The sequence below is a fragment of the Sorangium sp. So ce385 genome, from assembly GCF_051474135.1.
GTDB classification, from domain to species: domain Bacteria; phylum Myxococcota_A; class Polyangia; order Polyangiales; family Polyangiaceae; genus Sorangium; species Sorangium cellulosum_D.
In genome coordinates, this window is record NZ_CP150337.1 from 7,909,117 (window position 1) to 7,923,691 (window position 14,575).

General features: G+C 72.1%; 13 protein-coding genes. 6 read left to right on the forward strand and 7 right to left on the reverse strand.

Annotated elements, in window-relative coordinates; translation table 11 throughout:
• Positions 1 to 227 precede the first annotated feature (227 nt).
• The 3 genes from WME83_RS28760 to WME83_RS28770 form a co-directional block, all read right to left on the reverse strand.
• Complete coding sequence (locus tag WME83_RS28760; RefSeq protein ID WP_437312896.1) at positions 228 to 938, reverse strand: zf-TFIIB domain-containing protein; 711 nt, start codon at positions 936 to 938, stop codon at positions 228 to 230.
• 49 nt (positions 939 to 987) lie between these two features.
• Entirely contained in the window at positions 988 to 1,470 is a 483-nt protein-coding gene (locus WME83_RS28765; RefSeq protein ID WP_437312897.1) for a hypothetical protein, read from the reverse strand.
• Positions 1,471 to 1,715: 245 nt separating this feature from the next.
• The gene (locus tag WME83_RS28770) at positions 1,716 to 3,251 is read right to left on the reverse strand and encodes a leucine-rich repeat domain-containing protein (RefSeq protein ID WP_437312898.1); all 1,536 of its coding nucleotides are present in this window, start codon (positions 3,249 to 3,251) and stop codon (positions 1,716 to 1,718) included.
• A 9-nt stretch (positions 3,252 to 3,260) separates the two neighbouring features.
• Here WME83_RS28770 and WME83_RS28775 point away from each other — a divergent pair, with 9 nt between their 5' ends.
• From WME83_RS28775 to WME83_RS28785, 3 genes are all read left to right on the forward strand, one after another.
• Entirely contained in the window at positions 3,261 to 4,277 is a 1,017-nt protein-coding gene (locus WME83_RS28775) for an aldo/keto reductase (protein ID WP_437312899.1), read from the forward strand.
• A 63-nt stretch (positions 4,278 to 4,340) separates the two neighbouring features.
• The gene (locus tag WME83_RS28780; protein WP_437312900.1) at positions 4,341 to 5,141 is read left to right on the forward strand and encodes a helix-turn-helix domain-containing protein; all 801 of its coding nucleotides are present in this window, start codon (positions 4,341 to 4,343) and stop codon (positions 5,139 to 5,141) included.
• Between the two features lie 132 nt (positions 5,142 to 5,273).
• Complete coding sequence (locus WME83_RS28785) at positions 5,274 to 5,828, forward strand: dihydrofolate reductase family protein (protein ID WP_437312901.1); 555 nt, start codon at positions 5,274 to 5,276, stop codon at positions 5,826 to 5,828.
• A 138-nt stretch (positions 5,829 to 5,966) separates the two neighbouring features.
• Here WME83_RS28785 and WME83_RS28790 read toward each other — a convergent pair whose 3' ends face one another.
• From WME83_RS28790 to WME83_RS28805, 4 genes are read right to left on the reverse strand one after another with little or no spacing between them, the layout of a single operon-like run.
• On the reverse strand, positions 5,967 to 7,178 hold the full coding sequence (locus WME83_RS28790; RefSeq protein ID WP_437312902.1) for an ABC transporter permease: 1,212 nt from the start codon (positions 7,176 to 7,178) through the stop codon (positions 5,967 to 5,969).
• Positions 7,172 to 7,903: an ABC transporter ATP-binding protein gene (locus tag WME83_RS28795; RefSeq protein ID WP_437312903.1), complete on the reverse strand. Its 732-nt coding sequence runs from the start codon at positions 7,901 to 7,903 to the stop codon at positions 7,172 to 7,174. The genes WME83_RS28790 and WME83_RS28795 overlap by 7 nt, the downstream gene beginning before the upstream one ends.
• A gap of 1 nt (position 7,904) precedes the next feature.
• Complete coding sequence (locus tag WME83_RS28800; RefSeq protein WP_437312904.1) at positions 7,905 to 9,152, reverse strand: efflux RND transporter periplasmic adaptor subunit; 1,248 nt, start codon at positions 9,150 to 9,152, stop codon at positions 7,905 to 7,907.
• Positions 9,149 to 10,654, reverse strand: a complete 1,506-nt coding sequence (locus WME83_RS28805) for a TolC family protein (protein WP_437312905.1) — start codon at positions 10,652 to 10,654, stop codon at positions 9,149 to 9,151. Before WME83_RS28805 ends, WME83_RS28800 begins: the two co-directional genes overlap by 4 nt.
• 116 nt (positions 10,655 to 10,770) lie before the next feature.
• Between WME83_RS28805 and WME83_RS28810 the strand changes: the two genes are divergently transcribed.
• The 3 genes from WME83_RS28810 (at position 10,771) to WME83_RS28820 (ending at position 14,224) form a co-directional block, all read left to right on the forward strand.
• Positions 10,771 to 11,493, forward strand: a complete 723-nt coding sequence (locus WME83_RS28810) for a response regulator transcription factor (RefSeq protein ID WP_437312906.1) — start codon at positions 10,771 to 10,773, stop codon at positions 11,491 to 11,493.
• Between the two features lie 52 nt (positions 11,494 to 11,545).
• Positions 11,546 to 12,898: a sensor histidine kinase gene (locus WME83_RS28815; protein WP_437312907.1), complete on the forward strand. Its 1,353-nt coding sequence runs from the start codon at positions 11,546 to 11,548 to the stop codon at positions 12,896 to 12,898.
• An 87-nt stretch (positions 12,899 to 12,985) separates the two neighbouring features.
• A complete protein-coding gene (locus WME83_RS28820) occupies positions 12,986 to 14,224 on the forward strand; it encodes a cytochrome P450 (RefSeq protein ID WP_437312908.1) in 1,239 nt (412 codons plus the stop codon).
• Positions 14,225 to 14,575: the final 351 nt, after the last annotated feature.

A 14,575-nucleotide genomic window follows, 5' to 3' on the forward strand; every position in this document is an offset into this window, starting at 1 on the left:
GTCGGACATCGCGCTCACCGCGCTCAGCCGCGCTGTTCCCTGGGGATTTCGCGCGGCGCCTCTGCAACACGCGCACATGCGCACACGCGCGCTGGAGTGTTAAGTAGTGTGATGATCAGGAGAAGAGTTGTAACCGCCGCGCCGGCGGCGCTCCGGGCGTGTGCGGGCCTCTCGTCCGTCGTCCGCCGCCTTTCGCCGGCGGCCGCCGTCGGGCGCCGTGGGCCCGCTCAGCCGGAGATCCGCGACAGGAGCTCGAGCAGCTGCTTCACCGCGTCCAGCCGGGCTCGCCGCGCGTCCCACGACGAGGCCATCGTGGCGACGCTCGTCCGCCGCGCCGTCTCCCTGGCGACCTCCGCCTGCCGCCGCGAGCGCGCCTCGTCCTCGATCTGCTGCTGGCGCGCCCTCAGGGTGCCGCCGGACTCGGCGAAGGCGAGGAGCTGCGGGAGCTCGCCCCGGTCGAACCAGGTGCCGTGTTCCCTGCAGATGTCGACGATGATGCCGCTCTTTCCGGCGAAGTTCTTGCGGTTCATCGGCTGGCCGCAGGCCGGGCAGCGGACGTAGCGCACGCGGACGTCGACGTGCTCCGGTCGCCGCGGCGGTCTCGGCGCGGCCGCGCCATAGCTCTCCCGTCGCTCCAGGAGGTCGCGCAGGAGGGCGTGGTCGACGAGCTGGCCGCCGCATCGGCCGCAGTCGCGCAAGAGGCCAGTCGCGGCGCGGAACGCGGAGAACGGCACGCCGCAATCGGCGCAGAGGAGCGCGTCGGGCTCCGCGACCGGCTCCAGGCCGAGCTCGTGCCCGCATCCGTCGCAGCGCTCGGCGTCGGGCAGGTTCAGCTGGTAGCAGCCGCCGCAGCGCACGGTGGCGAGCGGGCCTGTGCACCCGGGATAGCAGCGCCCGTCGGCGTTGATGAGGAGGCCGCAGCGCGGACACGTGCGCATCGCCTCGATGCTAGGCGAAGGCCGCGCTCGCGAGAAGCGGCGCGGGGGCTCAGCGCACCCGGAGGGGGCGCGCCGAGGGGCGGGAGCTCCGGTCTCGGCCCCCCGGCGGCGTGCTGGAGCGGCGCACCACCTTCCGGAGCTCCTCGACGAGGTATCCCAGGGCGACGTCCTCGTCGTGGACCACGACGACACTGTCGTTGTGCTCCTCACGCAGGAGCCGGTTCACCTGCAAGGCGCCGACGGCCGTCCGGACCAGGATGGCGACGGCGGCGAACTCCTGGACGAGCATGCTGCGGGTGCGCATCGTCGCGGCCTCGAACGACGGATCGTTGTTCATGGCAGGCCGGCGGAGGTCGATGAGGTGGCCGAGGCTCGGGCGATCGAGCGATTCGTAGACCTGGAGCGCCTCGGTGTGGATGCGGATGAACTCGTCGGGGGACGCGTACGGGAGCTCGGAACGGGTGCTCCGGACGATCGAGCGCTCCTGATCGAGCGTGACCGTCAGGTAGTCGTTCTGCAGCAGCGCCGTCATGCCCAGGAAAGGATAGCGGGCCGGCGGCGCGCTGGCACTGAAAAGCTCTGGCGGGATGAAGGCGCGGCGGCGGGGACTGGGCTGCCACACCGTGGTCAGGCGGAGGCACCTCCAGATCCACCGCTAGCGCAACGTGGAGCCTCGCGGGCTCATCTGTAGCGACCGCCGCAACGTCCTCCTCGGCCCGAGCGGCGCCGGGGACCAGGAGCTCAGCGCGCTGGCGCTGCGCTCCTGAGCGGGCGCGCTCATTCGCCGCAGTGAGCACCGTGCTCGCAGGGATCGCACGCGGCGGGCAGGCAGTAGTCCGTGACCACGATGTTCCTCGCGCAGAGCGCGTCCAGCACGTCGCCGAAGGAGCTCTCTCCGGGGTTCCCCGCGATCGAGACCCGCGCGCAGCGGTCGAACGCGATGTCGTTCAGCAGGGACGCGTCCTCGATCAGGTTGTCCGACAGATCCAGCGTGCTGATGCGCGGTACGCCCACGAGCGGCGAGAGGTCGGTGATGGAGTTGGAGGGCGCTTCGATCCACATGAGGTCCGTGAGCCCCGTGACCCAGCTCAGGTCCGCGCCGCTCGGTCCGATATCGCCGATCTGAACCACCTTCAGCTGCGGGTGGCTGGCGAGCGGGGACGTGTCCGTCAGCGGATTGCCGGCGAGCCCCAGGCTGTTCAGGCGGGGCACGTTCGCGGGATCGATCCCTGCGATCGACGCGATGCGATTGTCGCTGAGCATCAGGACCTCGAGGTAAGGAAGAGCCGCTACGATGCTCGCGTCCTCGACCTCGGCCCCCTCCACGTAGAGCATCGTCAGGGAGTCGTGGCTCGGCAGCGTCGCGAGGCTCGTCACCTTGGTATCGGTGAAGTACGCGTTGTTCAGCGCCGGAAACTTGGAGAGGCTCGAGAGGTCGGCGACGAGGGTCCGTTCGACCGAGAGATGGTACAGGGCGTCCAGGCCGTCCAGCCCTTCGAGTGCCTCGATCGGATTTCCCGACAAGGTCAGGTTCTGAAGCTCCGGGAGATCGTTCAGGTCGCTCGTCGACGACACCAGGTTGTCTCTCGCATACAGCGTCATGAGCCCCTGGTGCCCGGAGAGCGCGCCCAGCGAGACGATCCGGTTCGCGTCCAGGTGCAGGTTGTAGAGCCGCGGCAGGCCCGCCAGGATCGAGATGTCCTCGATCCGATTGCCCTGGAGGAACAGCTGCTCGACCGACGTGGCACACTCGAGGCCGCTCAAGTTCTCGATGCCGAGGTTGTCGAGGGAGAGCGATTCAGGCACGGCGAGCGACGCCCCCGGAATCGGCTCGTCGGCATCGAGGCCGAGCACATCTCGCAAGCCCGCGGCGAGCGCTGGATCCGGCACTTCCAGGTAGCCGCTGCAGCCTTCCGGGGCCGGCCTGGGGTCGACGTTCGAAGGGTCCCCCGTGCCCCCGGATAGGCCGCTCGTGCTCCCATCGTCGACGGTGATATGGCAGCCGAAGAAGGAAAGGCACGTGGCCAAGGCGAAGCAGCCCTGCATTCTGGTGAGCATACGGTGGCTCCTCAGCAAACCCGGTGCCGCCGCGGAATACCGCCGATTCTCGAGGATTTCGCGCAGCGCCGTGCCCGATGAGCCAACCTGCGCCACCCCGCTGTGCCACTCTTGCCGCCGGCCTCCGATGGGAAGGACCGGACATCTCGTCATGAGCGGCTCGCGGCGCACGAGCCGGTGCATGACGTGGTTGTCGTCCGCCCGGACCGTCGAGATGTCCGGTTTATCCAATCGAAAGCCGCGGGCGCGTGCCATGAAGATCGCATGACCTACCTCGACGCCACGATGGGCCGCTCCCCCCTCCGATCGACTCCGCTGGGCAAGACCGGGCCCAGCGTCTTTCCCGTCGGCCTCGGCTGCATGGCGATGTCCGGCGCCTACGGCCCGGCCGAAGAGGCCGAGAGCGTGGCGACGATCCGCCACGCCATCGAGCGAGGGATCACCCTGATCGACACCGGAGACTTCTACGGCAACGGGCACAACGAGCTCCTCATCCGGCGCGCGATCGAGGGGGTGCGCGACAAGGTCCAGCTGTCGGTGAAGTTCGGCGCGATGCGCGGCCCGGACGGCGCCATGCTGGGCATCGACACCCGCCCGGCGGCCGTGAAGAACTTCGCGGCGTACAGCCTGCAACGGCTGGGCGTGGAGGTCATCGATGTGTACCGCCCCGCGCGTCTCGACCCGCAGGTGCCCATCGAGGACACCATCGGGGCCATCGCCGACCTCGTCAAGGCCGGCTTCGTCCGGCATATCGGGCTGTCCGAGGTGGGGGTCGAGACGATCCGGCGTGCGAGCGCGGTGCACCCGATCGTGGACCTGCAGATCGAGTACGCGATCGCGACGCGCGGGCCCGAGGCGTCGATCTTCCCTGCCCTCGCGGAGCTCGGGATGAGCGCGACGCTCTACGGGGTCTTTGCGCGGGGGCTGCTCACCGGCAGCAAGCCTTCGGGAAAGGGGGACTTCCGACAGTACATGCCGCGCTTCGCAGGCGAGCAAGGGGCAAAGAACGCGAGCGTCGTCGAGAAGCTCCACGCCTTCGCCGGCGAGCGCGGGATGACGCCGGCTCAGGTCGCGCTCGCGTGGGTGCTGGCGAAGCAGCCCACGCTGGTGCCGATCGTCGGGGCCCGCACGCGAGCCCAGCTCGACGATGCCCTCGTGGCCCTCGACAAGCCGCTGTCGGTGAGCGACGTCGCGGCGATCGAGAGCATCGTGCCAGCGGACGCGATCGGCGGCGCGCGCTACCCCGCCCAGCAAATGAAGGTCCTCGACAGCGAGCGGTAGCCGAACGATGCGGGCCCCCGCGTCGGCTTGAACGGCCGCACGAGAGGCGTAAGAGTAACGTACATGGCCGCAGCGATGGATCTCCCCACCCTCGCGCTCCCGCGCTTCGTCGAGGAAGTCCATGCGGTCGCGCCGCCCCCCGGTCAGGCGATCGACCTCGAGTGGCTTCCCGACGGCAGAACGACCCTCGTTTTTCGAGCGCTCGAGGGCGCGCGCGAGGGGGATGTGTGGGTCGCGGGCCCCCGAACGCGCGCGCTGTTCAAGACCAAGACCGGCGTCGCGCGGACGGTCACGCTTCGGTTCAGGCCAGGCTGGTCGGTTCCGCTGCTCGGCGTGGCGGCGAGCGAGCTCACGGACCGGATGGTTCCGCTGGAGGACGTGTGGGGCCGCGCGGGGCGCGAGCTCGGCGGTGAGCTCCTCGCCGCGAGGAGCCGCGCGGACGTGATGGACCGCGTCGCCCGGGCGCTCGCCGTTCGTGCCGGCCAACCCTTCGAGACGGCATCGGGGAAGCTCGCGCGTCGTGCGGTTCGCCTGCTCGAAGAGGGCGAGGTCCGGGTGGAGGGCGTTGCCGACCGGCTCGGCGTCACGGCGCGGCATCTTCGCCGCGCCTTCGCCGAGAACGTCGGCATCGGCCCGAAGGAGTTCGCGCGGACCGTCCGCCTGCAACGCGCAATGCGAATGGCAGCGACCTCGTGCGACTGGGCGCGCATCGCCGCGGACGCGGGTTACTATGACCAAGCCCACCTCATCGCCGAGTTCCGTCAGCTCGTCGGGCTCACACCGGGCGCGTTCTTCAAACGCGCGGGCGGCCGGATGACCCAACCGAAGCTGATCCTGCCGGAGTTTCCTCTGCCTGCCCTGTAGCTCGCTCGGCACGGCTACCGTCATCGACATCGCAACGGCGTTGGTCCTCCCCCGCTTCCGTCGGGGGTGTCGACGGAAGCGGGGGAGGACCAAAGTCTCCCGCCGCCTGCTCCGCCGTGGTACATCGGCGCCATGGGCCTCTTGACCTTCGGAATCAACGTGACGCTGGACGGGTGCTGCGACCATCGCGAGGGGATCGCGGACGACGAGCTGCACGACTACTTCACGCAGCTGATGGACGCAGCCGGGGCGATGCTGTGGGGGCGCGTCACGTACGAGCTCATGGAGAGCGCCTGGCCGGCGGTGGCGCGCGACGAGAACGCGCCACGCGCGATGCGGGAGTGGGCGCGCAAGCTGGAGGCCAAGCCGAAGTATGTGGTCTCGGCCTCGCGCCGCGACTTCCCGTGGAACAACACCTTCCGCATCGAGGGGGATTTGCGTGAGGCCGTGACGCAGCTGAAGGAGAAGACCCCGCAAGGCGTGCTCGTGGGCAGTCCCACGCTCGCGGCGGCGCTCGAACGGCTGGGGCTGATCGATGAGTACCGTCTCGTCGTCCACCCCGTCTTCGCCGGCCATGGGCCAACCTTGTTTCAGGGCCTGGAGCCCTCGCGGCGCCTCGAGCTCGTCTCGACGAGCCGCCTGAAGTCCGGCCAGGTCGCGCTGCATTACCGCCGCAAAGAGGGATGACCCGATCAGGCGGGGCAGTCCTCGTCACCGGGTGGCTGCCGGTCGCCATAGCGCATGGGCCTGGGCCCTGCGGCTCGACCCGATCCCGATGCACCCATCAAGCGCGCGTCACGCGGCCGCCCCCGGCCCCCCCGGCTCTCACTCAAACCGCAGCGCCTCCACCGGATCGAGCCGCGCCGCGCGCCGCGCCGGCCCCACGCCGAACGTGATCCCGATCAGGATCGACACCCCGAGCGCCAGCCCCACCGCGTACGGCGGCACGATGGTCGCCCACTCCCCGAACCGCGACAGCAGCACCGCCGCCCCGTACCCGAGGCCCACGCCGGCCACCCCGCCCGCGAGCGACACCACCACCGCCTCGACAAGGAACTGCCGCAGGATGTCCTTCCGCCGCGCCCCGACCGCCATCCGCACCCCGATCTCGCGGGTCCGCTCCCGCACCGACACGAGCATGATGTTCATGATCCCGATGCCGCCCACGATCAGCGACACCGCCGCCACGCTGCCCAGCAGCGTCGTGAACGTGCCCGTGATCTGCCCCATCGTCGCCAGCATCTCCGCCTGCGACCGCACCTCGAAATCGCTCGGCTGATCCGAGCGCAGCCGGTGCCGCAGGCGCAGCAGCTGCTCCAGCTGCGCGATCACCACCTCGGACCGGTCCTCGCTCGCGAGCTGCAGCGAGATCGTCGACAGGTGATCCTGCCCGAACAGCACCGACCGGTGCGTCGACAGCGGCACGAACACCCCGTCGTCCGGCGAGCCCATCCCGGACCCCTTCTCCGCCAGCACCCCGACCACCCGGAACGCGCTCCCGTTGATCTGGAGCCGCGTGCCGAGCGGCGACGCGCTCACGTCGGCCGCGTAAAGCTGCCGCGCCACGTTCGCGCCGAGGACCACCACCCGCGCGCGCTGCTGCTCGTCGAGCTCCGAGAACCCCACGCCGCTCGCCACCGACAGCGACCGCACCTCGAGGTACGCCGGCGTGATCCCGGTCACGGACGCGTTCAGGTTGCTCGCCATGTAGCGGAGCTGCGCGCTGCCGCTCCGCTCCGGCGCCACCGCCGCCACGCCGTCGAGCGCCTTCAGCGCCTCGGCGTCCCCCTCGGTCAGCGTCTTCACCGTGCCCGAGCGCACCCCGCTCGCCGACGCCGACCCCGGCCGCACCATCAGCAGGTTCGCGCCGAGCGACCGGATCCGCCCCTCCACGCTGCTGCGCGCGCCCTCGCCGATGCCGAGCACCGCCACGACCGCCGCCGTCCCGATGATCATGCCGAGCATCGTCAGCAGCGTCCGCAGCCGGTTCGAGGCGAGCGACCGCCACGCGCTCTTCGCCGTCTCCTTGATCAGCATGCCGCCTCCATCTCGCTCGCGTGGAACGCCGCCACCACGGTGCTCGACGGGCCGTCGGCCACGATGCGGCCGTCCTTCATGTGGATGGCGCGCGCGAGCGCCCGCGCCACGCCGAGGTCGTGCGTCACCATGACCAGCGTCGTCCCGTCCGCGTTCAGCGACATCAAGAGCTCCAGCACGTCGCGCCCCGTCCGGCTGTCGAGCGCGCCCGTCGGCTCGTCGCACAAGAGGATCGACGGCCGCGTCACGATCGCCCGCGCGATCGCGACGCGCTGCCGCTGCCCGCCCGAGAGCTCGGACGGCAGGTGCCGCGCGCGCGCCGCGAGCCCGACGCGCTCGAGCGCGTGCTCCGCGAGCGCCCGGCTGTCCTTGACCGCCCCGTAGAGCAGCGGCAGCTCGACGTTCTCCGCCGCCGTCATCCGCGGCAGCAGGTTGAAGCTCTGGAACACGAACCCGATGTGCTTGTTCCGGAGCGCCGCGAGCTCGTCGTCGTCGAGCTCCGCCACGTCGCGCCCCCCGAGCCGGTACGTGCCCTCGGTCGGCCGATCCAGGCACCCGAGGATGTTCAGCAGGCTCGACTTCCCGCACCCGGACGGCCCGATGATCGCGACCGACTCGCCGCGCCGCACCTCGAACCCGATCCGGTCCACCGCCCGCACCGCGAGGTCCGCGCGATCGGCGTGGTACACCTTGGAGAGGCCGCTCACGAAGACCGGGACGTCCATCTCAGCGGCCCCCCCGGGCGCCCATGCCCATGCCCATGCCGCGCATCGGGTTCTGCCCGCCCCGCTGCCCCTGCCCGCCCTGCTGCGGGCCCGGCGCGCTCACGACCGGCGCGCTCGCGAGGACGTCGTCGCCCTCGCTCAGCCCCTCGACCACCACCATGCTCGTCCCGTCCGTCGCCCCGGTCTTGATCGGCCGCTCCTCGCCGTTCGCGAGCCGCACGAACCGCCGCTTGCCCGCCGACTGCACGGCCAGGAGCGGCACGAGCAGCACGTCCTTCTGCTCCGCCGTCACGATCTCCACGTCCGCGCTCATCCCCGACCGGAGCAGCGACGCCTCCTTGTCGTTGACGACGATCTCGACGTCGAAGGTCACGACGCTCGACACCTCCTTGCCGAGCGGGCTCACCCGGTCGACCACGCCCTGGAACACCCGGTCGCCATAGGCGTCGACGCGGATCTCGACCCGCTGGCCGGGGGCGACGCGGCCGATCTGCGCCTCGTCGATGGCGCCGACGATGCGCAGGTTCGACAGATCGGCGAGCGTCATCACGGCGCTGCCGCCGCTCACGTTGGTGAGCGCCGACGACACGAGCGTCCCCTTCTCCACCGCCACGTCGAGCACCGTGCCGGCGATCGGCGCGTAGATCTGCATCTCCTTGAGGCGCGTCTCCGCGTCCTGCACCGCGAGCTCGGCCTGCTTGAGCTGCGCCTGCGCCGCGGTCACCTGCGCGCGCCGGAGCGTCATGTTGGCGCCCGCCACCTTGGTCGAGTGCGCGGCCGAGCGCGCGGCGTCGGTCGAGCCCAGGCCGAGCTCGGCGCTCTTCTCGGCGATCTGCTGGCTCACCTCGTTGTTCTTGCGCTCGAGGTCGGCGGCCGCGAGCGACGCCTGCGCCGCGGCGAGGTCCGCCTTCACCCGGTCGCGCGCCACCCGCGCCTCGGCGAGATCGCGCTCCGCGTCGATCGGATCCAGCTTGACCAGGAGCTGCCCGGCCTCGACCTGGTCGCCCTCCTTCACGAGCACCTCGATGACCTGGCCCGCGGCGCGCGACTTCACCTCGACCTGCACGTCGGGCTCGATCTTCCCGGACGCCGCGGCGGTCTCGGTCAGGCTCCCGCGGCGGATCTCGACCGTGGGCCCGGCGGGCGCCTTCGAGGGCGTCTGATACCAGGCGTACCCGCCGATCGCGAACGTCGCGATGGCCGCCGCGGCCACGCCGGACATCAGGTAGCGCTTCTTGTTCCTGTTCATGACGACCTCCTGGGCAGCACCGAAGCGAAGCGATCGAGGAGCGCGCCCGCGGCGTGCTCCAGCTGGAAGCGCGAGGTGAGCGCCGTGACCACGGCCCGCAGCTTGCGGAGCTCCGCCTCGCGCAGCGTCTGCTCCGCCTTCACCACGTCCGCCGACGTCGACGTCCCGAGCAGCAGCCGCTGCCGCTCCGCCTCGGCGAGCTCGCCCGCCAGGCGGGCGGTCTCCGTGGCGAGCGCGACCTGCTCGTCGGACGCCTCGAGGGTCACGCGCAGCGAGGTGAGCTCGGCCGCGATCGCCTCGGCGCGCGCCTGGTAACGCGCCTCCGCGGCCGCCAGCTGCGTGCGCGCGCGCGCCGCGTCGGCCGACGCCCGGCCCCCGCCGAAGGGCAGCTCGAGGTCGAGCCCGCCGAGCACGGTGAACGCCGGCCGCCCGCCCAGGAGCGAGGTCCCCGACGTGCCGTCGTCCGCCCACGGGGTCCGCACCGAGGCGGTCGTGAACACGTCGAGGCGGACCTGGTCGGCGTCCTCCGCGGCGCTCACCCGCGCGCGCTGCGCCTCGAGGTCCGCGCGCAGGGCGGCGAGCTCCTGGGACCGCTCGCGCGCCGCGCGCGTCAGCGCGTCGATCGCGGGGAGCGGCCCGAGCGAGGGCGGCGCGCCGGTCGGCGAGAGCGACGCGGCCTCTCCCGGGGCCATGCCGAGCGCGCGGCCGAGCGCGATCGCCCGCGCCGAGCGCGTCGCGCGGGCCTGCGACAGCGCGTCCGCGATCGACCCGGCCGAGGTCGAGAACTGCAGGACGTCCACCCGCGTGCCGGTGCCGAGCGTCTCGGCGCGGGCCTTGGCGTCGTTCAGCTGCCGCTGCGCGGCCGCGAGCGCCTGCTCCTGCACGAGGGTCGCCTGCTCCGCGTACCAGAGCTCCCAGTACGCCTCGAGCACGTCGAGCGCGGTCTGGCTCGCCGCGAGGTCGCGCTCCTGCTCCGCGGCGATCGCCGACGCCTCCGCCTGCGCGATCGGCGCGAGCACCGCGTCGGTGCCGGCCCCCCGGAGCAGCGGCTGCCGCGCGGAGACGTACGCCTGCGCGGTGGTCGTCGGCCTGAGGACGCCGTTCCCCTCCAGGCTGCGGGCCGCGCCGCCCCACGACCTGTCCGCCGACGCGCCCACCTCGAGGCTGGTCCCGACGTCGGTCGTGTACCGGAGGGCCACGTCCGACGCGACGGTCGTGGTGCCCGAGAGCCCGCGGCCCCCGTTCCCGAGGTCCTCCGCGTACTGACCGGTCACCGAGGCGGACAGCGTGGGCTTGCGGGCGCCTTGCTCGGCGGCGACGGCCTGCCGCGCGGCGGTGGCCTCGAGCAGGGCCGCGCGCAGGGCCGGGTTTTGGGAGGCTGCGCGGCCGACCGCCTGCTCGGCGGTGAGCGTCTCGGCGCGCGCCGCGCTCCCCAGCGTGCACGTGGCGATGACGGCGAGGGACGCCAGCCACGGCAAGGGAACGGAGCGAGTGAGCGTCATGCGGCCCAGGCTAGAGAGCAGTGTCTCAAGAGGTGTCCAGTTCGTGTAAAGATTCGTCAAGAGCCTTTTGACCAGGCCTTACACAGCTTCGTGACGGCCGCGCTACAGTCGCCGACATGGCCGATCCGCCTCAGATCCTGGTCATCGACGACGACGCCGAGCTCTGCGAGCTCCTGGCCGAGCTGCTCGGTCAGGAGGGTTACGCGGTGGAGAGCGCGCGCGACGCGATCTCCGGCCTCGCGCGCGCGCAGGAGAAGCCGTTCACCCTCGTGGTGCTCGACGTGATGCTGCCCGGCCTCAACGGCTTCGAGGTGCTCACGCGGCTCCGGCAGAGCTCCCGGGTGCCGGTCCTGATGCTGACGGCGCGGGGCGAGGACGTCGACCGCATCGTCGGCCTGGAGATGGGCGCCGACGACTACCTGCCGAAGCCGTTCAACCCGCGCGAGCTCGTCGCCCGGGTGCGCGCGCTCCACCGGCGCGCCGCCCACGCGGGCGCGGCCGCGGCGGGGCCGGGCGCCGCCGAGGCGCAGGGCGTCCTCACGGTCGACGACCTCGAGGTGCTCCCCGCGGCGCGGCGGGTCCGGGTCCGCGGCGAGGAGGTCCGGCTCACGACGGCCGAGTACGACCTGCTCGAGGTCCTGGTGCGGCAGGCGGGCACGGTGGTCTCGCGCGAGGACCTCGCGCGGCGCGTCCTCGGCCGCCGCCTCGCGGCGTACGACCGCGGCATCGACATGCACGTCTCGAACCTCCGCCGCAAGCTCGGCCCCGGGCCGAGCGGCGGCGAGCGCATCAAGACGGTCCGCAACGCCGGCTACATCCTGGCCCGGGAGCGCCCGTGAGGCGCCTGCCCCGGAGGGCGCCCGCGCGGCGCCTCGGCCTCGGGGGGCGCGCGTGAAGAGCCTCTTCCTGCGCCTCCTGGTCTCGCTGTGGATCGCGATGGCGCTCCTCGTCGGGCTGTTCGCGGTGATCCACGGCTGGGCGTTCTCCGCCGAGTCGAGCTCGCTGCGCCGCCGCCTGAGCACGCGCAGCGTCGAGCTCCGGGCGGAGAGCGCGCTCTCCTGCGCGCGGGACGGGCTCTCCGGCTGCGAGCAGCGCCTCTCGCCGCTCGAGCCGCGGGATCAGCGCGTCGCGGTCTACCGGTCCGGCGCGCTCGTGAGCGGCGAGCCCATCGAGGGCGCGCCGCTCGTCGAGGAGCGGGCGCGGCGCTCGGCGGACGGCATCGCCGTCGAGGTGGGCGAGCGGGAGCTCGTCGCGGTCGTCCTGCGCCGCGACCCGTCCTTCGTGGCGGTCGCAACCGGTCCGGTCCGGTCGCCGTGGATGTTCTTCATCGTGCCGGAGACGTTGCCGCTCCGGCTGCTCGCGATCGTGGTCGTGACCGGGCTCGTCGCGGTGGTCCTCGCGCGCTACCTGTCCCGCCCGATCCACATCCTGCGCGGCGCCACGCAGCGGATGGCCGCGGGCGATCTCTCGGTCCGCGTCGCGCGGCAGCTCGCGGGCGCGGACGGCGAGACGCTCGCGCTCGGGCGGGACATGGACCGGATGGCCGAGCGCATCGAGGAGCTCCTGGAGACGCAGCGCCGGCTGCTCCGCGACGTCTCGCACGAGCTCCGGTCGCCGCTCGCCCGTCTCAACATCTCGCTCGAGCTCGTCCGCCGCCGGTCGCCGCCGGACGTGGAGCCGGCGTTCGACCGGATCGAGCGGGAGACGGAGCGGCTCAACGGGATGATCGGCGAGCTGCTCACGCTGAGCCGGCTGGAGTCGGCCCGGGGCATGGAGCGGACCGAGCGGGTCGATCTGACGGCGCTCGTGGAGCAGCTTGTCGACGACGCCGCGTTCGAGGCGGAGCAGCAGGGGTGTTCGGTCGAGCTCGGGGCGCGCGACGCGTGCTCCCTGGACGGGAACGAGGAGCTGCTCCGGCGGGCGATCGAGAACGTGGTGCGCAACGCGGTGCGCTTCACCGAGGCGGGCACGACGGTCCGCATCGACCTCGCGTGCTCGGGCGGGGTCGCCGAGGTGCGCGTCCGCGATCGCGGGCCGGGCGTACCCGAGGGGGCGCTCGGGGACATCTTCAAGCCGTTCTACCGGGTCGACGATCACCGGGCGCGCGGCGCGGGCGGCACGGGGATCGGGCTGGCGATCACGCAGCGGGCGGTGCTGCTGCACGGCGGCGAGGTCGAGGCGAGGAACGCCGAGGGCGGCGGGCTCGAGGTCGCGCTGCGGTTGCCGGTCGGCGCGGGGAGCTGAGCCTATCAACACGACCTCGGAAGGTGATATTCGATCAAGCGACCAGAGGACGGCCTCCCCGCCGCCGCTGCCTGGAGCATCGCGAGCATGTCGATCGAGACCACCCGCGCCTTCAACCACCTCGTTTCGCCGCACCTGGAGGACCCTTATCCCCTCTTCGAGGAGCTCCGGCGCGAGGCGCCGGTGGTGTTCAACCCGAGCTTCGGGATGTGGTTCGTCTCGCGCCACGAGGACGTCGCGGCCGTGGTCAAGGATCCGGTGCGCTTCAGCTCGGCGCAGGTCCTCGCGCCGCTCCAGGAGCCCTCGCCCGCGCTGCTCGCGATCCTGGGCAAGGACCGGAGCGGCGTGTATCCGCTCCTGTCGAGCGATCCGCCGGTCCACACGCGGGTGCGCAGCCTCGTGAGCAAGGCGCTCGCGGGGCCGCGCCTCGCGGCGAGGATGGAGCCGTTCATCCGCGCGATCACCACCGAGCTCGTGGGCGGGTTCGAAAAGGACGGGCAGGCGGACCTGATGGCGCGCTTCGCCACGCCGCTGCCGATCCGCGTGACCAGCCAGCTCTTCGGTATCCCGCTCTCGGAGATGGAACGGGTCAAGCGGTGGTGCGACGACGAGACCATGTTCCTCATGGGTTTTTTGCCCGAGGAGCAGCGCGCGGAGCTGGCGCGCAGCATCGTCGCCTACCGCGATTTTCTGCGCGCGCTCGTCGAGGATCACCGGGCGAGCCCTCGCCCCGATCTGGTGACCGAGCTCATCGAGGCGCGCGCGGAGGGCGAGCGCCCGCTCGACACGCAGGAGCTGGTGGGCGCGCTGTGCGTGCTGATCTTCGCGGCGCACCTGACCACGACGAACATGATCGGCAACACGCTCGTGTCGATCCTGCGCGCGCCCGGCGCCTGGCAGACGCTGCGCGACCGGCCGGCGCTGATCCCCGGCGTGCTCGAGGAGGGCATGCGCTTCGATGCGCCCGTGCAGGGGATGACGCGCACCGTGACCGAGGACTGCCAGATCCGCGGGGTCGCCGTGCCGCGCGGCGCGCGGGTGTTCGCGCTGTTCGGGTCCGCCAACCGGGACCTGCCCGGCGTGAAGGACCCCGATCGGTTCGAGCTCGAGCGCGCGGCCGCGCCGAGCCTCGCGTTCGGGCGCGGCCCGCACTTCTGCGTCGGCGCGCAGCTCGCGCGCCTGGAAGGCGCGATCGCGCTCGAGGAGCTGACCCGACGCCTGCGGGGCGCGCGCCTCGCCGGCGACGCGCGGCTCTCGTACATGCCCAACCTCGTGCACCGCGGTCCGGCCGCGCTGAACGTCGCGTGGGACGCGCCGACGTCCTGAGCGCTCCATCGCCATCCTCGTCACGACCATTCGCCCCTGATGTAGGGATGGTCCTCGCCTATCGGCTCAGGCTGCCCCTATCGTGATCGAAGAAACTCCAGATCTTACAGGACTGGGCACCAACGAAGTCGCCGTGACGGGTCGGCTCGTCGCGTGGGGCAGGATCGCGGCCAGGATCGCTTCGAGGGTGCGCGGGCAGCGGGTCCGGTCGCGGCGCACGGCGGGACGCGGACGGACGCTCGACGAGCGAGGGCGGAGCCCCGTGGCTGGCCCAGGAGCGGAGCACGCGGACACCTCAGCTCTTCGCAGTGAAAGAGCTTGACAGATCGAGGGTGGCTTGGTTGACCTCCC